This is a genomic window from Fulvivirga ulvae, assembly GCF_021389975.1.
In the GTDB taxonomy this organism is placed as follows: domain Bacteria; phylum Bacteroidota; class Bacteroidia; order Cytophagales; family Cyclobacteriaceae; genus Fulvivirga; species Fulvivirga ulvae.
The window spans coordinates 5,342,131-5,365,256 of sequence record NZ_CP089981.1 but is presented as its reverse complement, the minus strand read 5'-3'; the positions used below and the strand labels follow the sequence as shown (position 1 = coordinate 5,365,256).

The following is a 23,126-nucleotide window of genomic DNA, read 5'->3' as shown; positions in this document are numbered from 1 at the left end:
TTTTTAATTCTCTGCGGGGGCATAAGCGCCTGTTTCAATCCAATTTATCCATTCCGTTTTAAATTCTTCATAACTTAGAGGAGGTGGTGTGCGATCTCCGCCCATGGTCCAGCCTGCTTTAAGCAATGTATCGCTTGCGTGCTCAATCAAATCGTCCATAGACTTATGTCCGTTGAGTTCAGGGTTTACCAGTTGCCTCGCCAGTTCATGAGCAGACTTACCTTCAAATACCATTTTCATATCTGCCGGTGGCAGGTGCCATTTCGGGTTGCCCGGAGGAGCATTATCCAATGGAACACTTTTGCCCTGGTGGCAATTTGAGCATTTCATAGCATATATCCCTTTGCCATCTACCCCTCTTTGAGGAAGCATAGCATGTAAATGACTATCGTTACCCTGCAAGGGCACATCTCCTGACGGATGGCAGTTCATACAGCGCGGATGCATCAGAACTTTATAAACTTTGGCAAAAGCTCTTACTGAAGCTACACTGTCATTTTTATCAGAGAGCCCTTTTCTATAAGCTTCCAGGCTGGTCTGCCCGGGGTTAATTGTAATAGCGGTGGTGAGAAAGAGAATGAATGCTAAGATCAGCAGTATTTTCCATTGAAATATGCTTGAGATCATTTGTGGCGGTAACTTCATGTCAGGCTGTTTGGTTTTCGATCAAATGCTATTTTGCTCTAACCCGCCATGCCTGCTTCATCAGCAAAACAGCATTTATAAGTATAAACTAATTTATTACCAATGAGTTTAAAAAACGATCCACTTTTTTTGATAAAAATACATAACTAAGGTATCATAGATATGGAAAAGGTGACTGGTGAAGTAAGAAAAGCAGTTTTTGATCTCGGACTTTTAAAGGCCTAAGGGTATGTATTCCTCCATGCACATTTCGCTGATTGGATATAACTTGTTGATTAATAACGATTTATTTCGCTTCTTTCAAAAGACTAATAAGCGATGCCAGTGCCGTATTGTCATTAAACTTATTCCAGACTGCAAACAGTTCTGTCTTATGCTGAATGTTGTCCAGTTCGATGTACCTGACCTTGTAGTTATATCTGTCTACCAGAGAATTTGGCACTATGGAAATGCCCAATCCGCTCTCTACCAGTTTAAATATGGTTGGCCCGTGTATAGACTGATGCGATATTTTGGGTATAAAACCATGCTCCCTGCAGAGTGTCATGATCTGCCCGAAGAACATCTGGCTGCTTTCGTTGGGGAACAAAATGTACGATTCATCTGCCAATTGGCCGATATCAACAAAATTTTGGTCAGTTATGGCGTGGTTTTCAGGAAGTACCAGTGTCAGGTTTTCCCTAAAAACACGAAGGCTTTGCATATTGGCCATGAGGTTATTAGATCGGAGAAAGCCAATATCCAGCTCCTTTTTGTCCAGCGCCTGTAATTGATCCTTGTTGCTCAGCTCTTTCAGGTAAAACCGGATGCGAGGGTACCTGGAAGTAAACGCTTTTAATAATCCGGGTAGGTAAACCTGCATGGCAGAACCCACAAAGCCGATCCTTACAATTCCCTCGCCTCCTTCTACCCTGAATTGCCACTGCTCCATGCTCTTCTTCAATTGTGTGAGCACGGCTTCGGCTTCTTCTTTCAACAACTCACCGGCATGGCTGAGTATAACCTTGCGGTTGGTCCTTACAAAAAGCTCATGACCTAGTATAGTTTCCAGGCGTTGGATCTGCTGGCTTAGAGCAGATTGGGTTATAAAAAGCCGCTCTGCAGCGCGGCCGTAGTGCAATGTTTCTGCCAGTACCAGGAAATATTCAAAGTGCCGGACTTCCAATTGATTAGTTAAACTTATCATTACATTCAAAATGTTAATTGAATGTAATTCTTTTAAATAATAATTTTGCAACATGGATTAAATTTTTTGAAGTCATGCAGAGCCATATGCACTCATTTTTAAACTATTAAACTTTTAAAAATCACTTTATTATGAATTTTGACAAGGATTCTTCTCTTGATAAGATTTTGAGCGCGTTGTTCGATCCTTACAAGCAAAATGTACCTGAGGTAAACAAGATTAGCAATGCAATGATCGAAAATGACATGATCGCAGATGAAAGCGACATTATCAATGACCACATAGCATTCCGAACCCTGGGAGTGCCTAATCTGGGTATTGCTTCTTTTGAAAAGATCTTCCTACACTATGGATATAAGAAAAAAGACCCCTATTACTTTGAAGAAAAGAAGCTGAATGCTTTTTGGTATGAGCCTCCCGTGGAGAGGTTCCCCAGAATATTTGTAAGTGAACTTAGGGTTGAAGACTTGTCTGAAAAAGCGCAGGAAATAATCAACAAATATGTCAGTGATATTGATCAGTGCCCTGTAGAAAAAATTGATCTGAATAACACTGATGAGGTGGGTAATTTCTTTTACAAACCACTTTGGGATCTGCCGACGCTGGAAGACTACAAAGCCCTGCTCCAGGAAAGCGAATATGCAGCATGGGTAATCTACAACAGGTATTACCTTAACCATTATACGATAAGCATCCATGAGCTGCCCGACGGTTATAATACGCTGGAGCAATTCAACGCATTTCTTGAGTCTATCGGTATAGTGCTGAATACCGCGGGAGGAAAGATCAAAACCAGCGAAGACGGGCTCTTGAGACAAAGCAGTTCTGTATCTAAAATGCAGGAGGCGACTTTTGCCAATGGAGAAAAAATGAAGATTTCGGGCAGTTATGTAGAATTTGCCGAACGCTCGGTGCTACCTCAATTTAAGGACCTGCCAAAAGAACAAATCACAAGAGAACACCGAAGAGATGGCTTCGAATCAGCCAATGCCGATAAGATATTTGAAAGTACTTATCTGGAACAGACATCGATGGCGTAGCAGCATACAAATACTTACAGACCTGCAGGGTTTCTATCCTTGCAGGTCTTCTAACCAAAAACTCCTAAAACTGTAGAGCTACGGTTGTAATTGATTGTATTTGCAGTAATTTTGCAGTTCAATTTTTTCAACCATGACAGAAGCACCAGAATCACTGAATTTTTTAGAACAGATCATTGCGGAAGACCTTGCCAACGGGTTATCTACTGACAAGCTGCGCTTTCGTTTTCCTCCTGAGCCCAACGGTTATTTACATATAGGTCATGCGGCATCTATTTGCCTCAATTTTGGCCTTGGAAAGAAGTTTAATGCTCCGGTAAACCTGCGCTTTGACGATACCAACCCTACCAAAGAAGAGCAGGAATATGTAGACGCTATCCGGTATGATATTGAGTGGCTGGGCTTTCAGTGGGATAAGGAGTGCTATTCTTCAGATTATTTCCAGGAGTTATACGACTGGGCTGTTGAACTGATCAGGCAAGGCAAGGCCTATGTAGACGGCCAGTCTCCAGAGCTGATTGCCGAGCAAAAGGGAACGCCAACTACACCCGGTAAGGCCAGTCCTTTCAGGGATACAAGCGTTGAAGAAAACCTGGATCTGTTCCAAAGAATGAAGGAAGGTGAATTTGAGGCTGGTACTTATGTATTGCGTGCCAAAATCGATATGAGCTCGCCCAATATGCTGATGCGCGACCCATTGATGTACCGCATCGTCAGAAAAGCCCATCACAGAACGGGTACTGAATGGTGCATCTACCCGATGTATGACTGGGCCCATGGTCAGTCTGATTATCTTGAACAAATATCACATTCTCTCTGTACGCTTGAATTTAAGCCTCACAGGGAGCTATACGACTGGTGTCTTGACCAGATATATGATAACAATAAACTAAGGCCCAAGCAACGCGAGTTTGCCCGACGCAACCTGAGCTATACAGTTATGAGTAAGCGCAAATTGCTGGAGCTGGTACAATCCAAAACCGTTGCCGGCTGGGATGATCCCCGTATGCCGACAATCTCCGGCTTGAGACGCAGAGGATATACCCCGGCATCTATCAGGAAGTTCAGTGAGCTTTCAGGCATTTCCAAAAGAGATGGGGTGACAGATGTGTCATTACTCGAATTTTGTATCAGGGAGGACCTGAATAAAACAGCTACCCGTGTAATGGGTGTTCTGGATCCGGTAAAGCTGGTGATCACCAACTATCCTGAAGGGAAAGAGGAAATGCTGGTTGCAGAAAACAACCCCGAAGATCCTAATGCAGGCACGCATGAAGTGCCGTTCTCACGAGAACTATACATCGAGCGTGAAGACTTTAAAGAAGAAGCCGGAAGCAAGTTTTTCAGACTTACTTTGGGGCAGGAAGTGCGCTTGAAGAATGCTTACATTATTAAGGGTGAGTCTGTAGTTAAAGACGAGAAAGGAAATATTACAGAAATCCACTGTACCTGTGACCTCGATTCAAAATCAGGAAGCGGCACAGAAGCCAGCATGAGAAAGGTGAAAGGTACGCTGCACTGGGTGTCTATTCAACATGCCATAAAAGCAGAGATTCGTGAGTACGACCGCCTGTTTTTAGACGAAGCACCGGACAGCCACGAAGGCAAGGATTTTATGGAATTTGTCAATCCTGATTCCCTTAAAATCATTAAAGAGGCATATCTTGAGCCATTTTTGCAGGAAGCTAAATTAGATGATAAGTTCCAGTTCCAACGCCTGGGGTATTTCACTTTGGATAAAGATGCTACCTCTAAGCACCTAATATTTAACAAAACTGTTGGACTTAGGGATACCTGGGCCAAACAGCAGTCTCAGCCTGTACAGCAAGGCAATAAGCCTTCTCAGCCTGCCAAAGGGCAGCCTCAGGGACAAAGAAGTGCTGTCAACGAGATCCAGAAAATCAGTAAGAAGTACACCAACCTGTCTGGGGACAAACTTGCCAATGCTAAAGCCAGCATTATGAACCTTGCAGAAGGCGTTTCTTATGAAGAGATCCAACCGCTGTTCAATACCGCTGCTAAGAAGGTAGGAACCCGTATTGGTGTTATGATCACTTTAGGTGTATTGCTCAATAAAGGGTTGGTACGCAATTCTGAAATTGATGCTTTTATTGAGGCAGGGTTGAATGATGAAAATGAATTGCTGGCTGAAGAAGCGAAAGCGATAAAGTGATTGAAATAGCAGTGCAATCTTGCTCACAGAATATAAATGAATAGATGGTGGAATGAAATACCATTCCACCATCTAATTTTAATCTCGCCTGTCACTAAATCATCAAAGATTGCCTTTTCCCGGGTCTGTCTCCTCCTACACTATTTGTTTACTTTTCACCCTTTCCAACTACCAAATGAAGAACCTCAATAAAGTTGTGAATTGTGGTTTTATTGTTTTATTTGTGTTTGCCCCAATCAGCCTTAATTCATGGATATGCCCTTAAGATTCTCTTGCCTGATTATCACTCTTTCCTTTTTTAGCATAAGCTATTCGCAGACTTACAATGCTGGTGATACGGTATTAGCGAATGAATATTATCATATCGGAGATTCGACCCTGCAAGCTGCTGTTGATTATGAGGCATCGATTCAATTTTTCAAAAAGGCAAGTAATATATACAAAGCGTTGGGCTTAAAATTGCAATACCTTGATTGTCTAAATAAATTGACGGAGAACTATAGACGGCTTAATCGATTTGATAGTGCTTATTTTTTTGTAGATGTTGTATTGAAGGAGAGTGAAAGCGGTAGCCAGATTGCAGCTAAAGCTTATGAACAGTTAGGTTTTGTTGAAAATCGTAAGAATAACCTAGAGAAAGCTTTAACATATTTTTATAAAGCCTTAAAAATAAGAGAAAATGATTCTTTAACTAATGCTCATGATAGGGTTGATTCCTATTTCGGAATAGGTTTAATAAATGCAAAAAAAGGCCATGATAAAGTAGCGGAAGGATTTTACTTAAGAGCTATAGATTGTTATAAAAAATCTCCATATAAAAATAATTATGAACTTGATAAGTTATACTATAATATTGCCCTTGTATACTCTAGTTCTTTTCAGCACAATTTGGCATTGGAATATAATTTGAGGGCTCTGGCTATTGAAAACAAAATTTACCCACCTTATCATCGTTATATTGCCGACAGCTATATTAATATTGGTGTTAACTATGTTAACTGTAAACGAAACACTGAAGCACATAAATATTTTAATAAGGCTCTTAGTATTTGCAAAACAATAAAAGTAAGCAATGCCAAGATTGCGTTGATCTATTTTAATATCGCAAGTACTTATCAGCTAGATAAGAAGCATAATTTGGCTATCAAAACTTGCCTTCGTGGAGTAGAAATTTTACAAAACGACCCTTCTATTTACGGTAAGACTATTTTAGCTACTTGTTATTTCCTTATGGGAAAATTATATTCCGAACTTGGTTATGACCAACTGGCATTGAAATATTTAAAAAAATCCCTTCATCTACGAAAAAGTATTTTCGGCTTAAAGCATCCAAAAGTAGAACATGTATATGCAGAAATAGGAATGGTCTATTCAAAAAGAAAAGAATATGGATTAGCCTTAAATCATTTGCAAGAAGCATTAATTGCCAATGTAATAGATTTTAATAACACATCAGTTTATGCCTCTCCATCTCTTAGTAATTACATGGATGCAGATGCATTATTTGGCACATTAAGGGATAAGGGAATTACATTTTATGGACTATATGAAAAGAACAGTGATTTAAAAGACTTAGAAACTGCTCTTAAAAATTTTCAGCTTTGCGATAAACTGGTTGACAAAAGGCTTAAATCATATGTAAATGGGAGTGATAAGGCGTTTTTGGAACAATATGCCAAACCTCTCTATAAAAATGCAATTAAAGTATGCTTAGTATTGTTTAATAACACTAAAAACAATGAATATAGGGAGCTTGCGTTCTATTTTAGTCAAAAGAGCAAAGCCAATGTGATTTTAGAAGCTATAAATTCAAAATCGGGTAAACAACAGGACTTGTTGCCGAATAATCTTAAACAGTTAGAAGGTGATCTTAATTTAGATATTTCCTATTATCAGTCATTATGTTTGCAGGCCTTGACTGATATAAAGGATTCAGTAAAATTCAATGAATATAACGAGAAGCTATTTAACCTTAACCGCAAGTTGGACTCGTTAATCCAGTCATTGGAAAAGGCCTACCCTAGATATTATGATATAAAATATAATTACGAAACCCAATCTTTGACAGAGGTTCAAAGTAAGCTTAAGAAGCAGGAAGCACTTTTGGAGTATTTCAGTACCGAAGAAGGCACTTATGTATTCGCTATTAGCAAAGATAGTGTTATTATAGAAGAATTGCCAGCCATTACCAAGGATCAGATAAGTACGCTACAACATAGTTTAAAACCTGAATTTTTTCTTAATAATCAGCAGAAAGCCTTTGATGCATATACTCAAGTGGCTTATAAACTTTACCAGGATCAGGTAAAACCATTACTCAGCAACCTTCCGGGAATAAAAAAACTATATGTTATTCCAAATGGCCCTTTACACCAAGTACCATTTGAACTCCTGCTGTCCGGGAAACCAGACTCTGATCAAAAGCAGCAATATAGTAAATTGCCCTACCTCATTAAACATTATAACATCTCTTATGCATACTCAGTTACCCTTTTGTTCAAGGAGCATTTGCTACCAGACGTAAAAAGGAAATCCTTGGTACTCGCATTTGCTCCAAACTATCCGGAACAGGTAAAGTCCACCGTTGATCTTCAAATATTAGGCAAGTTTCGCGACGAAGTCACACCTTTGAAATGGAACCAAACAGAACTCCAGTCTATTAACCAATATTTTGAAGGTGAGTTCCTTCATTCGGAAATGGCTACCGAGAAGATGTTCAATGAACGGATAAATGATTATGATATCGTTCATCTTGCCATGCATGCCCTGGTCGACGATGAAGATCCAATGAACTCCAAACTTGTTTTTAGCCATGCTACTGACAGCTTAAATGATAGCTATTTACATAGTTTTGAGATTTACAGCAAGCATATTAATACACAACTAGCCGTCTTGAGTGCGTGCAATACAGGTAGTGGAGAATTACATAGCGGCGAAGGGCTTATGAGTCTCGCTAGGGCCTTTCAATATGCAGGATGTCCTTCAGTAGTGATGAGCCATTGGCGTGTTGACGATAAGTCTTCGTCAATTATCATGGGGGAATTTTACAGGAACCTTGCCAAAGGAAAGAACAAGGATGAGGCACTGAGAATGGCCAAACTTAACTACCTGGATCAGGCTTCTCCACTAGGTCAGCATCCCTTCTACTGGAACAGTTTTGTTGTCATGGGAAATATAAAACCAATTGCTCAAAATGAAAATCACAAAGGTTGGTATTGGGCTTTCGGGGGCATAGGGTTGATGTTTTGCTTGTATTGGGTACGGCAGCTTATGCAAAAAGAAAACAATAAATCCAGAGCCCCAGACTGGGTTAAAGGAAGGCTTTAAACTTGCCGGGAATATAAAAAAAGGAAGGGTAGTTAACTCTTCCTATGGATTTTACCTCACCTCTTACAATCACTCCTCCTTCAAACTATCCACGGGATTCGCCCTGATCAGTTTTTGAGCATGGTAGCTTAGGGTAAGCATCGTAATTAACAGGGTGGCAAAAGCGGCAATCAGTGGGTTCAACCAGTCAAAGTCTGTTCTTAATACAAAGTTTTGAAGCCAGTTATTGCCGAAGTACCAGGATATGGCTACAGATACAGCAAACGCTACGGCAAGCAGCACAAGAAAATCCTTTACCAGAGTAAAGTAAAGCGTTAAGTGACTGGCTCCCAACACTTTTCTGATGCCTATTTCCTTTGAGCGTTGTAACGCCATAAAGGTGTATTGAAACGGATAAGTGGCTCCATAGAGATTGAGATGTTATGATCAAAACCCATACCTTGCTAAGATAATTGATTTATGCTTAAACATGCCCTGGAAGGTGACCGTTAATATTGAGTTTCCCTTTGGAAACGCCTCTAACGGAACTCCCTAAATCCACCAGTACACAAAGCAGATCACAGGCAGGTTAGTGGCTTACATTCAGCTATTCATAAAGCAGGGTTTTAAGGTTGTCCTCCGGCTTTCTGTCGATCAACTTATGGAGTGGATCAATTCCGGCCCGGGTTGGCTTCCTATTTACAGTAATTTCCAGTTCTGTATTTTCATTGGTCATGAAGTGTTTTTTCTTATAGATCAGTTCTTCTCCGGCATATATACCTATATCAATCCAATCGTTAATCGCTAGAACTTCTTCGCTACCTGAGCTATCAATCCTATACTTTTGAGCTTCAAGGCTAAGCTTTACATGGTATTGACCTGCATTCGTTCTGTCGTATGTGGCTTCATTGGTTTTCAGTTTATAAATGGTTATTCTTTCAAACAAGTCTTCAATAACATATTGCAAGCTGTCCGGGGTAACACGTCTGAAATACTTTAACAGATCATCGGTTGTAGGATATCGTTCCAATGGCTTTTGAAAACCATTCCAATCCGTTAAAAACTGCTGTAATGCACTATTGACACTATCTTCTGAAATATAGTCTTGCAGTGCATACATATTGATGAGCCCCTTGCCATAGTGGATATAATCCTGCCCCGATTCTACCAGCGCCAATGGCATTTCACAGCTTCTTTCCCTGGAACGACCTTTGAAGTAACGCTCTCTTTGCAATTTTAAAAGCTGCTCTACCTGGGCTTCCGGGAAGGCATCTTTAAACACCATTAGGGCAGCGTATTGTGCAAGTGTTTCAGAAATCATAGACATACCCTGTACATTGGCCGGGTTGACCTGATGTCCCCACCATTGATGGGCTACCTCGTGGGCAGTTACATAAAAAGCCATATCTAAGTCTTCCTGATCGTTAATATCCAAAATAAAGCCCATTCCTTCCGAAAAGGGTATTGTGTTGGGAAATGACTGCGCCCTGTTCTTATATATAGTTGACTCTAATATTCTCAATTGACGATACTGATACTGGCCAAAGTGTTTGCTGTAGTAGTCCAAAGACCTCTTCATGCCATTCATCATACGCTGAAGATTGTATTCATGACCTTTGTGGTAATATATTTCCAGGTCTGCAGTATCTCCTAAACCATCATTTGAAGGAATCCATTGGTCTTTCAGAACCTCGTAGCGTGCTGAAACCATCGAATAGAAGTTGGACATAGGTTCGTCCATTTTATAATGAAAATAACGGCGGCTTCCCTCCTGCCATTCTTTTTTCAAATATCCTGGCACTATGGCTGTTTGGCTGGTGTCGGTACTGATCACCATTTCAAAATTGATCTCCTCGCCGTCCCCACCGGCTTTCCCGTCCAGTACAGCTATGGGGTCATCTATTTTAGCGCTTCTTACTTTCGGTACCAGACCAAGTCCACTACGAATATGATCATCATCCAGCTCAATATCTTCATTGTATCCCACGGTTGGGAAGTGGGAATTATCAAAAAAAGTACCGTTGTAGACCACATGTGTATCGCTGTTCTCTGTAAAACCCGTCGTAGTAAAAGTTTGCCTGAAAGTCATTTTGAGGGAATCACCAGGGTATAGCGGGTGCTTTAATTCATATATGTAATAACTGAAAAGTTCATGTTTATTATTATATGTAGCGCCACCTTCTATATCAAGGTATTCAAGCGCTACCTGGTCGTTCGGCAATTTTTGAATATGGATTTCATTTATAGCCTGGTTATGATGATTGGTAAGTACGTAATCTCCCTCAACCGCATAGTCCCTGTCATACGGAAAAAGATCAAGGTGCAGGTTAACATCTACAATTTTTGGCTGAGGTATATTTTTGTAATGTTGAAGGGTTTTCTCATAATCCGCCTGCAGTGCATTCTGGGCTGGTTCGGGAAGGTAGCTATTGAGTATATTGGTATTGTGGAAAATAAAACCCCCGGTGAGCAAAAATATGATGATTGAGACACCAGATGCCCGTGAAAGAGGCTTGGTAAATCTTGGCTTGCTCAATTTCCATCTCCTGAACAGCCGCGTTTCCGTCCCCCTGACTGACAAAATGATGGCAACAATGAAAAGTAATATGGAAAAAGAGAGCCAATAAAGTTTGAACCATAAATAGGGTTCAAGAAAATGGCCATATCCGTTCATGGCTGAATATGTACCCAGATCTCCTGCCGCAAAAGTATACAGACCATGGTTGAAGCCAATTACCTGCAGCATAATGGAGGAAGCAAAAACAAAGGCCACAACTACCAGATGTGCCAGGAATTTATGATTGACCAATACCTGAAAGAAAAAGCTTATGATGGTAAGGAAAAACAGGAATGGAAAGATCTCACCAAAGAAACCCATAAAATAAACACCAGGCTCATATTGGTAATATCCACTAAAAGTCTGGTAACCTATGCCTGCCAGGATCATTGCCGCAATAAGTACTACGTAGCTGAGGATGAGCCCAATAAACTTACCTGTAAAATTTACGGTATCTGATACAGGCAAGGCGTCATATATTCCATTGACCCGGACATCACGCTCCTGCCATACCAACTCCCCGGAGTAAAACAGAATAATGGCCAGAAAGAACAATATGGTATTTTCCATCAGCTCGCCCACCAGAATATCCGTAGTAGGATAGCTGTCTACACCATATACGGTACCCAAATTAAAAGGCGTGATAACCAGTATGCACATACCGCAAAGTACTATGGCCCAAAATGGTATGCTTTTGATTATAAACCTGAAATTAAATAAAGCATGGTGCAGAAGTTGAATCAAACCAATCCAGGTACCGGTTCTGACAGTAACTGCAGGAATTTCCTTTGTGCTGCCAGTGTGCGAAGGCGCACTGGCAGCGCTGTCGGTTGTTTGTCGCCTTTTTCTTGAGGCTTTATCCCTGACTACCTGAAAGTGAAAGGCATAATATCCGGTAATCAACGCTATAATGCCAATGGCAGACCACATCAGGCGGTTGTAAAGTAGCACATCATCCATAGGAACCATCATGCTGTTGCGCTCTGCCATAGTCCAAAAAGCCGTTGCTATTCTGATGGTTTGGAAGGTGAAAGGTTCAATAAGTGCTGTTACAAACAGGTCATCATTTTTGACTGCAAGGTTCATTGCCAGCAAATAAGCCATGAGAAAAAAGAAGCCTTGGGTATAAACTATAATAAGCTTACGGCTCAGTGCTCCGCTAACGAAAAATATGGCTCCTCCAAAAAACAAGGTCGGCAGTACCAGATAAAGAAAAGGCTGAAGATAATGCCACAACTCAAAGGGAGACAGCTCACTGGCTTTATGCCACGGCATCAGGTCGCCCGCGATCATACCCAAAGGCAAGCCACTGAAAATCAACACCAGTACCACAAAAGACCCCAGGAACCGCCCCAGTAGGTAGTCTCTCTTGGTTATGGGATTTACGAACATCAATGACTCCATCTGCTGATCAAAATCGCGCAATACTGCTACACCCATGATCATAGATACGACCATCATAAAAAGTGCAGAAACGATACCCATGGTTCGGGCAATTACCAATGGGGCATTTCTGCGCAGCGGATGTAATTCACCTTCAAAAAGAAAATCTACGGCTATGGTTGAAAAGAAAAAGAGTATGAAGAAGTAAATATAGGTATCAGGCCGCCTTGACCTGTACTGTATTTCGAATCTGAATATTTCGTATAACATGATTGTTTTTTGATAATTTTTGCTCCTAATGACGCAGAGTCCTCTGCTGGGAAGTATTGTTTTAAATTTTGCTTGTAATGTCGCTGAGTTCCTTTTCATGACACTTTGAGGGAAAATGAATTATGGTTTAATGCCGCAGAGTCCTCTGCGAGAGACTCTGCTCGGAAGTGAGAAACTCTGCTCGGAAGTGGGTTTATAGTTTATAGTTCACCGTTTACTACTTTACCGAATACTGATTACTATTTCACCAAATACCGATTAGTTCTCAACTGATCACCGGCTACCGAAAACCCGGGAGAAGTACACGTCGCTTAGCTCAGCTTCAACTGCTTCAAAGCCCTGACCGGGATCACTTTCACTATAGATGTGGATTACTGGTTTACCTTGTAGCAGCCGTTCGGAGATGACTTCATGTTCTTTTTTATAAGCATCAAGGCTATTTTTGTTAATAGTCTTTCTGTAAATTTTGCCTTGAACCTCTTTTATGGCTTCCTGTGGACTCCCGGTGAGCAGTACTTCACCCTTGTTGATTATGGCCATCCGGGTACACAATTCTTTCACATCTTCGACAATGTGCGTCGAGAGTATCACGATTGCATTTTCGCCCACTTCGCATAACACATTGTGAAAGCGGTTTCTTTCAGCAGGATCAAGTCCGGCCGTAGGCTCGTCTACAATGATCAGTTTTGGGTTGGCAAGCAGTGCCTGCGCTATCCCAAAGCGCCGTTTCATGCCTCCGGAATAGCCCCCAAGGTTCTTTTTCCTGACCTCATATAGGTTTGTTTTGTGAAGAAGAACCTTTACTACCTCTCTCCTTTCCGCACCGTTGGTTAGTCCTTTCAGCACTGCCAGATGATCCAGTAATACTTCTGCAGATATTTTAGGGTACACTCCAAACTCCTGCGGGAGATAGCCCAACATCTTCCTTACTTCCTTCTTTTGGGTAAGTACATCCAGCTCACCTAACTTAATTGACCCTCCATCTGGCTCCTGTAAAGTGGCGATGGTTCTCATTAAGGATGATTTACCTGCCCCATTAGGCCCTAACAGGCCAAACATACCTGCAGGGATTTCCAATGACACATTCTTTAGTGCCTTTACACCGTTGGAATAGGTTTTTGACACGTTCGTAATTGAAAGATTATTCATAGTTCGATTTGTTTTGACCCAACATTAGCGGTAAAATCACTTAGGTCTGAGCATCTGTTGCAGACTATTGGAGTTCGCTTTCAGAAGGCTCTGTGTACATCATGAAGTGCTTTGATCCCTTCCTGGTAAATGTCTATCACCGTTTCGGGTATGTCTGTCAACATACTTGCTCCACATTTATTACTTGACTATTATTGAACCATGATTTTGAACTTGACAAAAGGCAAACGACTGATAAAGAGATATCGCTATTGGTTGATGGCAATGGCTATGGTTGTTATGCTGATATTTCTTGAAAATGACCTGGAGGAGCCTTTTTTCTCTTTTTTGGCTTTTCTCTTTTTTGGGCTCATCGCATTTTGGGTGGCCCGCTGGCTGTTTAACCAGATAAAGTCTACTTTAAAACTGAAAAAGGACAAGGCAAATACGGAATTGCTGCACTTGCAGAGCCAGGTCAATCCTCATTTCTTCTTTAATACACTGAATAACCTTTATGGCCTGATGGATAAAGATGTTGGCAAAGCCAAAAGTATGGTACTTAAGCTTTCAGACATGATGCGGTATAGTATATATGATGGTCAAAAGGGACTGGTTTTACTGGAGCAGGAGGTTGAATATTTAAACAATTACATTGAACTGCACAAAGCGAGGTACCACAAAAAGATCGACATCCGGTTTACCTGTCATATTCAGACGGAAGGAGTTAAGGTCGTGCCCCTGATGTTCATTATATTACTTGAAAACGCTTTCAAACATGGGGTGGAAAACCTTCGGGAAGAAGCTTATATTCAAATGAGCCTGATCGCTAATGAAAACGAGGTTAGTTTTGCCGTGGAGAATAACTTTGATTTGGAAGAGGCATCTTCTACTCACGGAATAGGGATCAAGAACCTGAAAAGGAGGTTGCAACTTGCCTATCCTAAGCGTCATTCCCTAAAATTGAAAACACGCAACGATATTTACAAAGCACAACTTATGCTAAAACTGACATGATCAAATACATAATCATAGACGATGAACATATTGCGCATGATGTTATTAAGGGGTATTGTGATATGCTTCCCGACATGAAATTTCAGCAGAGTTGTTACGATGCGCTGGAGGCCATACAATACTTAAACAAACACACCATAGACCTCATCTTCCTGGATTTGAATATGCCAAAACTCAAAGGCTTTGACTTTCTCAAAACCCTCACCTCACCCCAGAAAGTTATTGTAACTACAGCCTACAGCGAGTTTGCACTTGAAGGGTATGAACTCAATGTCGCAGATTATCTCCTAAAGCCTTTCAGCTTCGAACGGTTTCTCAAAGCTATCAACAAGACATTTGTAACCTCTAAACAGTCCTCTCCCGCTCTGCATGTTGATAATGCTACCAAAAGCACTCAAGAGCGGATTTTTATTCAGAGCGACAATAAGTATGTTCAGGTAATCATTAAGGACATTCTCTATATAGAAGCTTCCGGAAATTACTGCAAAGTGGTAACTCAAGAGGGCATCATTATAACCCGGGACAAAATCTCCAACCTGATAACCATACTCCCTGCAACTGATTTTATCCAGGTACACAGGTCGTTTGTGGTAGCAGCTAAGCATATTAAAAGTATCGAGGGTAATACGATCCGTATTGGGGATGGTACAGTGCCGGTGGGAAAGGTATATAAAATGAATGTGAACAGGCTGTTAGGGCTCTGATCATCAAGGAATAGCTTTAGTAATCACTCTGTTATTTTATTTGAAAGCTGGCGTGATAAGTATCGTCTTCCACTTGTAATTCCAGGCAGGAATCATGGAGTGTAAGGATCTCATTAATAATTTCCTGCCCAAATCCTACCTTATTTCTGATATCAAAATCTTCAAATGAAACAAAATTATCAACAGTATTAGAGAGACTTACAAGCACACTCCCATTATTTTGGCGTTTCATGCTAATGGTTATTCTGCCGTCTGAAGGTGTGTATTTTGTGCAGTTGGATAAAAGGTTATCAAAAACCTGCTGCATACGATCTCTGTCCACTTCTAGTTTTACACTGTCTTCTATGTCAATCATCCAGTTAAGCTTTTTGTCATATTTAAGCGATTTATAATACTCACATCGCGCTTTGAAAATGGTGGAAAAGTCCTGTAGGGAACGGTTAAGTTTTATCTTCCCACTTCCCATTGCAGCAGTTTCCAATATAGTGTGTACCAATTCTAACGCTTTAGTAGAGGAGGTTCTGATCATTTGTACAATATCTTCATTACCCTTGGAGCCTATCAAAGTTGCCAGAGTTTTGATGTTGCTTAAAGGAGCTCTAAGGTCATGCGCTACGAAACCTACAAGTCTTTTCATTCGATCATTGGAATTAAAAAGGTCTTGCTCTTTCTTTTCGAGCATTAGAAAAGCTCCTATGGCATTAGCCATCATAGCTATCAAGTCACGCTCATGCTCAGAAAACCCGTATTTTCTGGGTTGTGTTGAAGAAAAATTAAGTGTACCGAAAAGTTGCCCTTCTATATAAATAGGTGCACTTATGTATGACTCCAGTTTCATATTGATATAGACCGGATGTTTCTTCATTTCCTTAAGTGAGCCAACATGTGGCAGGCCTATGACCTTATTACTTTTTACTACCTCCTTGCAATAAGTATCCTTTACAGGAAATGTTGTACCACTTTCGATTTGTTGCATCTTGGACATACAATGGCATACAAGATATTCTCCATTATTTATTTTGGAAACTATGCCTATTTTCATGTTAAAAATCTGTAACCCAACTTTCAGGTAGCTTGAAATGAGATGCTGAAAGTCAGAAAAATGTGACGTGGTCAGGCGTTGAATTTTTTTAAGATTATTAGTAAGGGCAAGCAATTGTTCTTTCTCGGTTTTGGAAGAATCCATTGAGAAGAAAGTCTTGTTTTCTATGAATTTTGGGTATTGCATAGCCATCTATATTCTTATTAATTTAACAAGATATCAGCTAAAATCTAAAGGAAAATTTATAATTTTTCCTATACTCTATACTTTAGGCTTATGCGGTACTGATCAATAACAGTATCATTTGTCTGACATTTGTTTGAAGTCAAGTCTATGTTGGCAACACTTTATAATTTAGGTTTGCAACTTATTCCAAAAATATATAGAAGAAAATATCTAAATGATAGCTATAGTATCCCCAGCGAAAACCCTTGATTTTGAAACCAAATATAACCACGAGCATACTTTACCCAGATTTCAGAAAGAAGCGCTTGTACTGATAGGTGAACTCAAAAAACACTCTGAAGAGAATATTTCGGAGATGATGTCTATCAGTGATAAGCTGGCTCAGCTTAATGTGGAGCGCTATCATCATTTTACCAAAAAGAAAGATCCTGTACATGCAAAGCATGCCATATTTGCCTTCCAGGGCGATGTCTATCAAGGGCTACAGGCTGAGACTTTTAATGAGAACGAACTTGAGTACAGCCAGAAGCATTTCAGAATACTTTCTGGTTTATATGGACTCATCCGGCCGATGGACCTTATCCAGCCTTACAGACTTGAAATGGGCACCAGGCTCAATGTAGGTAAGCATGCCAATCTTTACGAGTTCTGGCAGGATAAGATAGCAAAACAGCTCAATAAAGACTTGAAGGCCCAGGGAGACAAGATCCTGATCAACCTGGCTTCCAACGAATACTTTAAGTCAGTGGATACGAAGCAACTCAAGGCCAGAGTAATTGATGTAGACTTCAAGGATCACAAGAATGGCGAATACAAAATCATTTCTTTCTACGCCAAAAAAGCGCGTGGGCTGATGAGCCGTTTCATCATCAAAAATCAGCCCACCACTGTTGAAGAGCTTAAAGCGTTTGATTATGAGGGATACTACTTTGATGATGAGAATTCCACGGAGGATTTGCTGGCGTTTAGGAGAGGGTGATTTGATAAACAAGGCTTGCCACCAGGTCTTTCAAGAAACGTTAAATATTTTTTAAATTAATTATTGTGTTTATCCCCATAATCAAACAGCATAAGAAATGGCCGATCTATATAAAAATAAATATAGAATTGCCTCTACACGTCTTCCTGGCTGGGATTACGGGTGGAACGCAGCATATTTTGTAACGATCTGCACAAAAGATCGTGCACATTGGTTTGGCAGGATTGTAAAAACGAAGGACCTCAATTCCCAACAATGCAATTATCCGAAATGGGACAAATTGCCAATCGGTGTTGGTTGGAAATCCCTGAACATTTTCCGTTTGTAAAATTGGGCAATCATGTTGTTATGCCTAATCATGTGCATGGGATCATTATTATTGATAAACCGGACGGTGTGCATTCTGTAGAGACGCAAAATTTTGCGCCTCTACAGAATGCATACACCACAACAACCCCAAAAAACAAATTCGGCCCACAATCCCAAAACCTTGCATCCATTGTACGTGGTTTTAAAATCGGTGTCACCAAAAATTCCCGATTGATCAATCAGGATTTTACCTGGCAATCCCGGTATCACGATCATATCATCCGAAATCAAAAATCGTTTGACAATATTTCACAATACATTATCGATAATCCATTGAAATGGAAAGAGGACAGGTTTTATACCTTGTAATAAGGACAGAATATTCCAATGCCTTGCCATGACTCTGTGTCATTCAGAAGCAAGCACTAGATACCTTATTGTTCCTTACCAAAAGAAGGATCTATTACCTCACTGCCTTTATTCCTTTTAAAAATACCTGTTACCCCTTTTACGCTCGACTTGATAGTATTCTTTCCTGCATCTTTTATTGCGGTCATTACACTGGTAACAACCTTTCCTGATGATTCAAGAACCAGATTTTTTAATAGCGCGGAGGCAGTAATGAATGAATTCTTTCTAATGGTCTTGCGGTCTGCAATGTCCCATGAACCGCAATAGCGCTGGGTTACGATACCTACACGCAAGGTCAGAAAAGCATTGGTAGAGCCCTCTAGCAGGCTATCGGTAACTATATGGGCAGCATGACCTATAACAGGCAGCGACCTTCCGGGGCTGCGGAGTACGGCGTTAATGATGGGTTCTACCTGGCGGGTGATATCTATTTCGTCTAGTTCCGACGCTATAAGAGCGGTAGCTCCTACATTACCATAAAGTTTAACCATGTCCCTCAGCGACGGCCTTTGCCAGTAAATATGAGCCACTTTCCAGATCATTCTGCTTTGGGTAATGAATACGGTTAAAGCATCCAGCTTTCCATTTTGCGAAATAGCCGTAGTAAAAAATACGCTTTTGGCGGTCTGCTTTATAACCTCCTGGGCTTCCTTGTTAAGCAATTCCAGCGCCTGCTTCATACCTTCTTCAGTATTTACATTCAAGCCCGCCTTCTTGACCAGCTTGTTCCTGGCCAGGCGGCTTTTGAGGATCGTATGGTATTGTGCTTCATCCTCATAATTATCAGGAAAAGCAACTGATTTGGGCAGTCGCGCAATCAGGACAAGAGGAATTAGTAATAAAAGGAAAATAGTGACACTGATAAATCCTGTAATGAGCCAGGCAAGTGTTACATTGATGGTGGTCAGGTTGGCATGGAAGGCTATGATCTGGTTAACGGCAAACAGCACAAAGCCAAGGATAAATGCCAGTGAAACCAGTAAGCCTATTTTCTTTAGGGTTTTCATATTGTTTTAGACAGCATAAAGGAGTAAAAGGTTTCAAAAACCAGCTCAGCAACTCCAATATAACCCGATCATTAGCAACGAAAATAAACTAATCCCCTTGCCAAATAGTTATAAAATTGCACCATGCAACCATCTAATCTCAAATTTCTTACCCCATGACCAGAGAAGCACTTAAAGAATACATTCACAATGTACTGATCACCATCCATGAAAACATCAGAGAAACCAGCGACCGCAAAGGCTGGGCTGATGAAGAGGAACTAACCCACATCGAAAGCAGGCTGCTAACCTACAATGAGGTGCTCCAAACTTTTAAGATCATAGCCCGCGAGATGGATTTACCGGAGAGGGAGTTGGGGTTGTGAAAGATTTCCCTCACAACCCATCATAATACCTGAAAAAACTACACTCCTCGATAATCTGCGAATAGAACTTCGTTGATTGATATTCACTTTTTAGCTTCTGAAAGCTCTTTTTATAAGGCAGTTCTTCAGCACCGGCTTCTCCTTTGTAGTACCAATACCGGTTTGACGTTTGGTTGTACATCTGGTTGAGTTCGCATTTGGCCATCATGTATAAGCATCTGGCATTAAGTTCTTTATCGGTTGAGTTTTCAATTACTTTTTGATAGTGCTCATAGGCGTTTTCAGCGAGGTGGTAATCAGTCCTTTTCCTTCCTTCCACATAGTTGAGGTTGTAGCCTTCCCGGTCTCTGATGTACTCTTCAGAGGTACGGTCTCCGGAGCGGTAAGGGAAGAAGTCATAATTGCAGCAATTGCCATCACCGGTCAATGTACCGCGGAAATATCCGGTATTGGAGACGTTAAAGTAATAGTTGGCCAACAGATAGTGTGATAGTTTGCGCTTCCACTGTTTGGTGTCTTGTGTCATGGAGTCTAGTTTCAACAAATTCAGAGCAAGGTCGGCTTTGCTGAAGGTGGGTTTTATGAAAGAATAAACCGATGCCAGGAATACGGAATCTTCCATTACTTCAAGCTCATCACACCCGAAGCACTCCATCATATTGTTGCTAAATACTCTTGCTGAAACAAAGCTTGCTATCCCAACGGCCGGCTGGGCGCTTACCGGGTTATTCTGCAGGTATGGCAATGCCTTATCCGGCTGGGCGTGCAGCAGATAATAACTGCCTTTTATAAATTTGATGTATGCGGCTAATGAGTGCGTCCCGGTTGTAGCTTGCGTACGGGCTATGAGCTGTTTCTCAAAGGCGTTGTATGTACCCTGCCCTGCCAGCTTCTCAAAATCCTCGATAAGCTCCAGAGAGTTGACATAGCGAAGTTTGTCAATGTCATTATGGGTTAGAAAAGCCTTAGCCAGTTGTCCGTTTTTGTAATACAAATGACCCGCCTGATCCTGAATCAAGTGCTTCCAGTTTTGTTTTGTAAGGTAATAATAGGAATCTGTATTGAGATCGCTAAGTATGCCGGCAAGGTAAGCTTCTTCTTTGGCGCCAATGGATTTCCATGAAAAGACCTCATAAATATGCTTAAGGGAGTTGACCTGAACAGTATAAGCGTTAGATTTTACTCCGTCCAGTTTGCTTTTGGCCGTTGGTATGTTGTTTTGTAAAAACGAAAGGTAGGAATCAGCCAGCAGCCAGAAATCCTTATTCTGAGTGTTCTTATTGCTATAGATCGCAGTGGCTAATTGTTGAAGCTCTTTCACTTGTGAAAGTTCATCGTTTTTGAGGCGAGGTAAAATAACGTCCGACAGCCCTACATTGGTTGGCCATGCTTCACGCTCAATACCGTTGAGTGCCCTTACAAAAAGCAGTTCCAGTTTCTTGTCATTAGGTGACACAGCCAGTAGTTCACGTAAACCGCCCAACTCTTCTGTAAAATCCCTGAGGCTTTTGATGGTAATGTAAGTGGCCTGGTCATCATTTCCCTTAAAGTAGGACTTACCCTCGGCACCCTTGTCTACACAAAATTTGTAGCTCAGATAAGCGGAAGGTTTGCGGTCAACACTGTGTTCAAATACTGTCAGGAACATGTAGGCAGCACGCTCATAGTCCCGCAATGAGTAGTGGCATCCGGCAACCTGATCAAGAAGATAATAATCTATTTCACTTGAAGGGGCTTTAGCGGCTCCATGGTTGTTGAAAAAGTCTATGGCTTCCTGGTATTGATCAGAGTAATGCAAAATTCTGATAATCTGATATGCATACCTGGCTTTGAGTTGGTCGTTTTTCTCCTCCTGGTACTTCGACATGCCTTCATTCAACAAAGTGGTAATATCCGAAGGCGATGATTTTTTGATCTTGTTGTACTGCCATGAGTATTCTGCTCTGTAAGCAAAAGCCTCGCTGCATTTTCTGGCAAAATCCATATAGAGTTTGGCATCCTTCTCCAATGCTCCCTGCTTCCCTGCCCAGGCGCTTTGAAACTCAGCCTGGGTTTTGGCAAATAAAGCTTTTGTCACGTCCTCAGCCGACCAGCCGGAAAGTAGTTCCTGCCATTGGGCAATGTTGCCTGAATGGATGTCAACAACCTGCTCACCATCCATACCTTCATAAAACGTATTGCTTTCATCACGAAGGAACGGATAATAAGCCTTATTGGAAATATTGGATTGATAAAACAGGTTATAGAAGAAATACAGGTCACTATCCGGTGCCCAACCGCAGGTTAATGCGGCTTTTGATACCAACAACAGGAGCATAACAGAGAGAAAACGCTTCATAGTTTTTCGAGGAGTTTGGCCAAATCTACTTGTTTTAGTACATCATCGTCAAGATGATACAAAATAATATTATTAAGTTGGAGTTCACTATGCCTTACAATGGAATAGGAATCTAAAATTTCATCTACGCCACTTTCTTCCAGCTTCAGCCGGTAGCCTTTCGAAAGGTAAAACCCGTGGTAAAGCGTGTCTCGTGTAACTTCAAATAAATGACTGTCCAATTGCCTGAAATGTAGTTTGTCTTGCTTTAAAGCTTCCGGCATAGATTTATTCACCAGCCTTATTTGTCCCCTGTTATTTTTAATTACAGTTTGAGAGAACAGCGGCAGGGCTACATCCAGCTTTAACGGATATGTGGTAGTATTATGAATATAGTCATCCACAATATCGGCCTGAATAATGGAATTTTGTTGTTCATCTTTCAGATTGCCCATATTGTATAACATCAGTACACCTGTCTTTGCCGGTGGTATACCGGTCTTGTCTTTATACTTGATCTGATGCAGACGAATGGTTGGCACTACATCCAGGTCCCGGCTCAGCATGCGAATCAACTCGAAGTACTTGTCTCTGGTGGTTTCTGACCAATCACAATCCAGTTGAATCGTTTTGAGTCTTCTGCCAAAGTGATGCAGGCTGATCTCGTCAACCAGTCCCACTATCTGTTCACTGAACCGGTCGAGGTCAATATGATCCTTGAAAGACCTGTTCGTGATAAAAACCACGGGCACAATATTATATGCTTTAAAAGCACTGTCTACCCTGTTCAGCACATAAACCGGATAAACGCCCCTATCTGTCCTGTCTACATCAAAATAGTGCATGTAAAGGGTATTGTCTATCCTGGAATGATCCAGCGCAGCGGAAATGGCAGGATTATGTTCTGCATTGTATTTCCAATGATAGAATGAAATAGTTGATTCCTGACTATCGGTGCAGCCGGAAAGGAAAATAATAAGGACGATATATAAACAGCAGGCTTTCAGGAGATTTTAGTCGGGAGTTAGTTATCTGCTTAAAGCCGTGAAATTATATTTTTTGAGCCATTAAATAAGCGCGTCGTAAGATATTTTTTGATATAAA

Annotated in this window: 17 protein-coding genes; 8 read left to right on the top strand and 9 right to left on the bottom strand. The window is 41.0% G+C overall.

Features of this window, described 5'->3' with window-relative positions; all coding sequences use genetic code 11:
* Positions 1-3: 3 nt before the first annotated feature.
* Positions 4-645, bottom strand: a complete 642-nt coding sequence (locus LVD17_RS22610) for a hypothetical protein (protein WP_233761570.1) — start codon at positions 643-645, stop codon at positions 4-6.
* Positions 646-931: 286 nt separating this feature from the next.
* The gene (locus LVD17_RS22605) at positions 932-1,831 is read right to left on the bottom strand and encodes a LysR family transcriptional regulator (RefSeq protein WP_233761569.1); all 900 of its coding nucleotides are present in this window, start codon (positions 1,829-1,831) and stop codon (positions 932-934) included.
* A gap of 131 nt (positions 1,832-1,962) precedes the next feature.
* Between LVD17_RS22605 and LVD17_RS22600 the strand changes: the two genes are divergently transcribed.
* From LVD17_RS22600 to LVD17_RS22590, 3 genes are all read left to right on the top strand, one after another.
* Positions 1,963-2,871, top strand: a complete 909-nt coding sequence (locus LVD17_RS22600; protein ID WP_233761567.1) for a DUF1338 domain-containing protein — start codon at positions 1,963-1,965, stop codon at positions 2,869-2,871.
* Positions 2,872-3,004: 133 nt separating this feature from the next.
* Positions 3,005-5,044: a glutamine--tRNA ligase/YqeY domain fusion protein gene (locus LVD17_RS22595; protein ID WP_233761565.1), complete on the top strand. Its 2,040-nt coding sequence runs from the start codon at positions 3,005-3,007 to the stop codon at positions 5,042-5,044.
* A 249-nt stretch (positions 5,045-5,293) separates the two neighbouring features.
* The gene (locus LVD17_RS22590; RefSeq protein WP_233761563.1) at positions 5,294-8,371 is read left to right on the top strand and encodes a CHAT domain-containing protein; all 3,078 of its coding nucleotides are present in this window, start codon (positions 5,294-5,296) and stop codon (positions 8,369-8,371) included.
* A 69-nt stretch (positions 8,372-8,440) separates the two neighbouring features.
* On the opposite strand, the gene LVD17_RS22585 is transcribed toward LVD17_RS22590, so the two are convergent.
* The 3 genes from LVD17_RS22585 to LVD17_RS22575 all read right to left on the bottom strand — a co-directional run bounded on the left by LVD17_RS22585 (position 8,441) and on the right by LVD17_RS22575 (position 13,709).
* Entirely contained in the window at positions 8,441-8,746 is a 306-nt protein-coding gene (locus LVD17_RS22585; protein WP_233761561.1) for an ABC transporter permease, read from the bottom strand.
* A gap of 211 nt (positions 8,747-8,957) precedes the next feature.
* Complete coding sequence (locus LVD17_RS22580; protein WP_233761559.1) at positions 8,958-12,560, bottom strand: ABC transporter permease/M1 family aminopeptidase; 3,603 nt, start codon at positions 12,558-12,560, stop codon at positions 8,958-8,960.
* 273 nt (positions 12,561-12,833) lie between these two features.
* Complete coding sequence (locus tag LVD17_RS22575; protein WP_233761557.1) at positions 12,834-13,709, bottom strand: ABC transporter ATP-binding protein; 876 nt, start codon at positions 13,707-13,709, stop codon at positions 12,834-12,836.
* 201 nt (positions 13,710-13,910) lie between these two features.
* Here LVD17_RS22575 and LVD17_RS22570 point away from each other — a divergent pair, with 201 nt between their 5' ends.
* Together LVD17_RS22570 and LVD17_RS22565 are read left to right on the top strand one after the other, a co-directional pair.
* On the top strand, positions 13,911-14,702 hold the full coding sequence (locus LVD17_RS22570) for a sensor histidine kinase (RefSeq protein WP_233761555.1): 792 nt from the start codon (positions 13,911-13,913) through the stop codon (positions 14,700-14,702).
* Positions 14,699-15,406: a LytR/AlgR family response regulator transcription factor gene (locus LVD17_RS22565; RefSeq protein WP_233761553.1), complete on the top strand. Its 708-nt coding sequence runs from the start codon at positions 14,699-14,701 to the stop codon at positions 15,404-15,406. The genes LVD17_RS22570 and LVD17_RS22565 overlap by 4 nt, the downstream gene beginning before the upstream one ends.
* A 31-nt stretch (positions 15,407-15,437) precedes the next feature.
* On the opposite strand, the gene LVD17_RS22560 is transcribed toward LVD17_RS22565, so the two are convergent.
* Complete coding sequence (locus LVD17_RS22560) at positions 15,438-16,592, bottom strand: GAF domain-containing sensor histidine kinase (protein ID WP_233761544.1); 1,155 nt, start codon at positions 16,590-16,592, stop codon at positions 15,438-15,440.
* Between the two features lie 256 nt (positions 16,593-16,848).
* Between LVD17_RS22560 and yaaA the strand changes: the two genes are divergently transcribed.
* Together yaaA and LVD17_RS22550 are read left to right on the top strand one after the other, a co-directional pair.
* Positions 16,849-17,613: a peroxide stress protein YaaA gene (gene yaaA, locus LVD17_RS22555; protein ID WP_233761542.1), complete on the top strand. Its 765-nt coding sequence runs from the start codon at positions 16,849-16,851 to the stop codon at positions 17,611-17,613.
* Positions 17,614-17,868: 255 nt separating this feature from the next.
* Positions 17,869-18,291 (top strand): transposase, encoded by a 423-nt coding sequence (locus tag LVD17_RS22550; RefSeq protein WP_233761540.1) that lies wholly within the window; start codon positions 17,869-17,871, stop codon positions 18,289-18,291.
* A gap of 65 nt (positions 18,292-18,356) precedes the next feature.
* Here the strand turns inward: LVD17_RS22550 and LVD17_RS22545 are convergent, their stop codons facing one another.
* Positions 18,357-19,340 (bottom strand): DUF697 domain-containing protein, encoded by a 984-nt coding sequence (locus tag LVD17_RS22545; RefSeq protein WP_233761538.1) that lies wholly within the window; start codon positions 19,338-19,340, stop codon positions 18,357-18,359.
* A gap of 155 nt (positions 19,341-19,495) precedes the next feature.
* Between LVD17_RS22545 and LVD17_RS22540 the strand changes: the two genes are divergently transcribed.
* Entirely contained in the window at positions 19,496-19,705 is a 210-nt protein-coding gene (locus tag LVD17_RS22540) for a hypothetical protein (protein WP_233761536.1), read from the top strand.
* A 10-nt stretch (positions 19,706-19,715) separates the two neighbouring features.
* On the opposite strand, the gene LVD17_RS22535 is transcribed toward LVD17_RS22540, so the two are convergent.
* Together LVD17_RS22535 and LVD17_RS22530 are read right to left on the bottom strand one after the other, a co-directional pair.
* Positions 19,716-22,043: a hypothetical protein gene (locus LVD17_RS22535; protein ID WP_233761534.1), complete on the bottom strand. Its 2,328-nt coding sequence runs from the start codon at positions 22,041-22,043 to the stop codon at positions 19,716-19,718.
* Positions 22,040-22,867 (bottom strand): hypothetical protein, encoded by an 828-nt coding sequence (locus tag LVD17_RS22530; protein WP_233761533.1) that lies wholly within the window; start codon positions 22,865-22,867, stop codon positions 22,040-22,042. The genes LVD17_RS22535 and LVD17_RS22530 overlap by 4 nt, the downstream gene beginning before the upstream one ends.
* Positions 22,868-23,126 lie beyond the last annotated feature (259 nt).

What these genes read in the sequence shown, in the direction of transcription:
- LVD17_RS22610 (WP_233761570.1), bottom strand. Translation starts at nt 645, where the DNA reads ATGAAGTTACCGCCACAAATGATCTCAAGCATATTTCAATGGAAAATA.
- LVD17_RS22605 (WP_233761569.1), bottom strand. Translation starts at nt 1,831, where the DNA reads ATGATAAGTTTAACTAATCAATTGGAAGTCCGGCACTTTGAATATTTC.
- LVD17_RS22600 (WP_233761567.1), top strand. Translation starts at nt 1,963, where the DNA reads ATGAATTTTGACAAGGATTCTTCTCTTGATAAGATTTTGAGCGCGTTG.
- LVD17_RS22595 (WP_233761565.1), top strand. Translation starts at nt 3,005, where the DNA reads ATGACAGAAGCACCAGAATCACTGAATTTTTTAGAACAGATCATTGCG.
- LVD17_RS22590 (WP_233761563.1), top strand. Translation starts at nt 5,294, where the DNA reads ATGGATATGCCCTTAAGATTCTCTTGCCTGATTATCACTCTTTCCTTT.
- LVD17_RS22585 (WP_233761561.1), bottom strand. Translation starts at nt 8,746, where the DNA reads ATGGCGTTACAACGCTCAAAGGAAATAGGCATCAGAAAAGTGTTGGGA.
- LVD17_RS22580 (WP_233761559.1), bottom strand. Translation starts at nt 12,560, where the DNA reads ATGTTATACGAAATATTCAGATTCGAAATACAGTACAGGTCAAGGCGG.
- LVD17_RS22575 (WP_233761557.1), bottom strand. Translation starts at nt 13,709, where the DNA reads ATGAATAATCTTTCAATTACGAACGTGTCAAAAACCTATTCCAACGGT.
- LVD17_RS22570 (WP_233761555.1), top strand. Translation starts at nt 13,911, where the DNA reads ATGATTTTGAACTTGACAAAAGGCAAACGACTGATAAAGAGATATCGC.
- LVD17_RS22565 (WP_233761553.1), top strand. Translation starts at nt 14,699, where the DNA reads ATGATCAAATACATAATCATAGACGATGAACATATTGCGCATGATGTT.
- LVD17_RS22560 (WP_233761544.1), bottom strand. Translation starts at nt 16,592, where the DNA reads ATGGATTCTTCCAAAACCGAGAAAGAACAATTGCTTGCCCTTACTAAT.
- yaaA (WP_233761542.1), top strand. Translation starts at nt 16,849, where the DNA reads ATGATAGCTATAGTATCCCCAGCGAAAACCCTTGATTTTGAAACCAAA.
- LVD17_RS22550 (WP_233761540.1), top strand. Translation starts at nt 17,869, where the DNA reads ATGCAATTATCCGAAATGGGACAAATTGCCAATCGGTGTTGGTTGGAA.
- LVD17_RS22545 (WP_233761538.1), bottom strand. Translation starts at nt 19,340, where the DNA reads ATGAAAACCCTAAAGAAAATAGGCTTACTGGTTTCACTGGCATTTATC.
- LVD17_RS22540 (WP_233761536.1), top strand. Translation starts at nt 19,496, where the DNA reads ATGACCAGAGAAGCACTTAAAGAATACATTCACAATGTACTGATCACC.
- LVD17_RS22535 (WP_233761534.1), bottom strand. Translation starts at nt 22,043, where the DNA reads ATGAAGCGTTTTCTCTCTGTTATGCTCCTGTTGTTGGTATCAAAAGCC.
- LVD17_RS22530 (WP_233761533.1), bottom strand. Translation starts at nt 22,867, where the DNA reads ATGCACTATTTTGATGTAGACAGGACAGATAGGGGCGTTTATCCGGTT.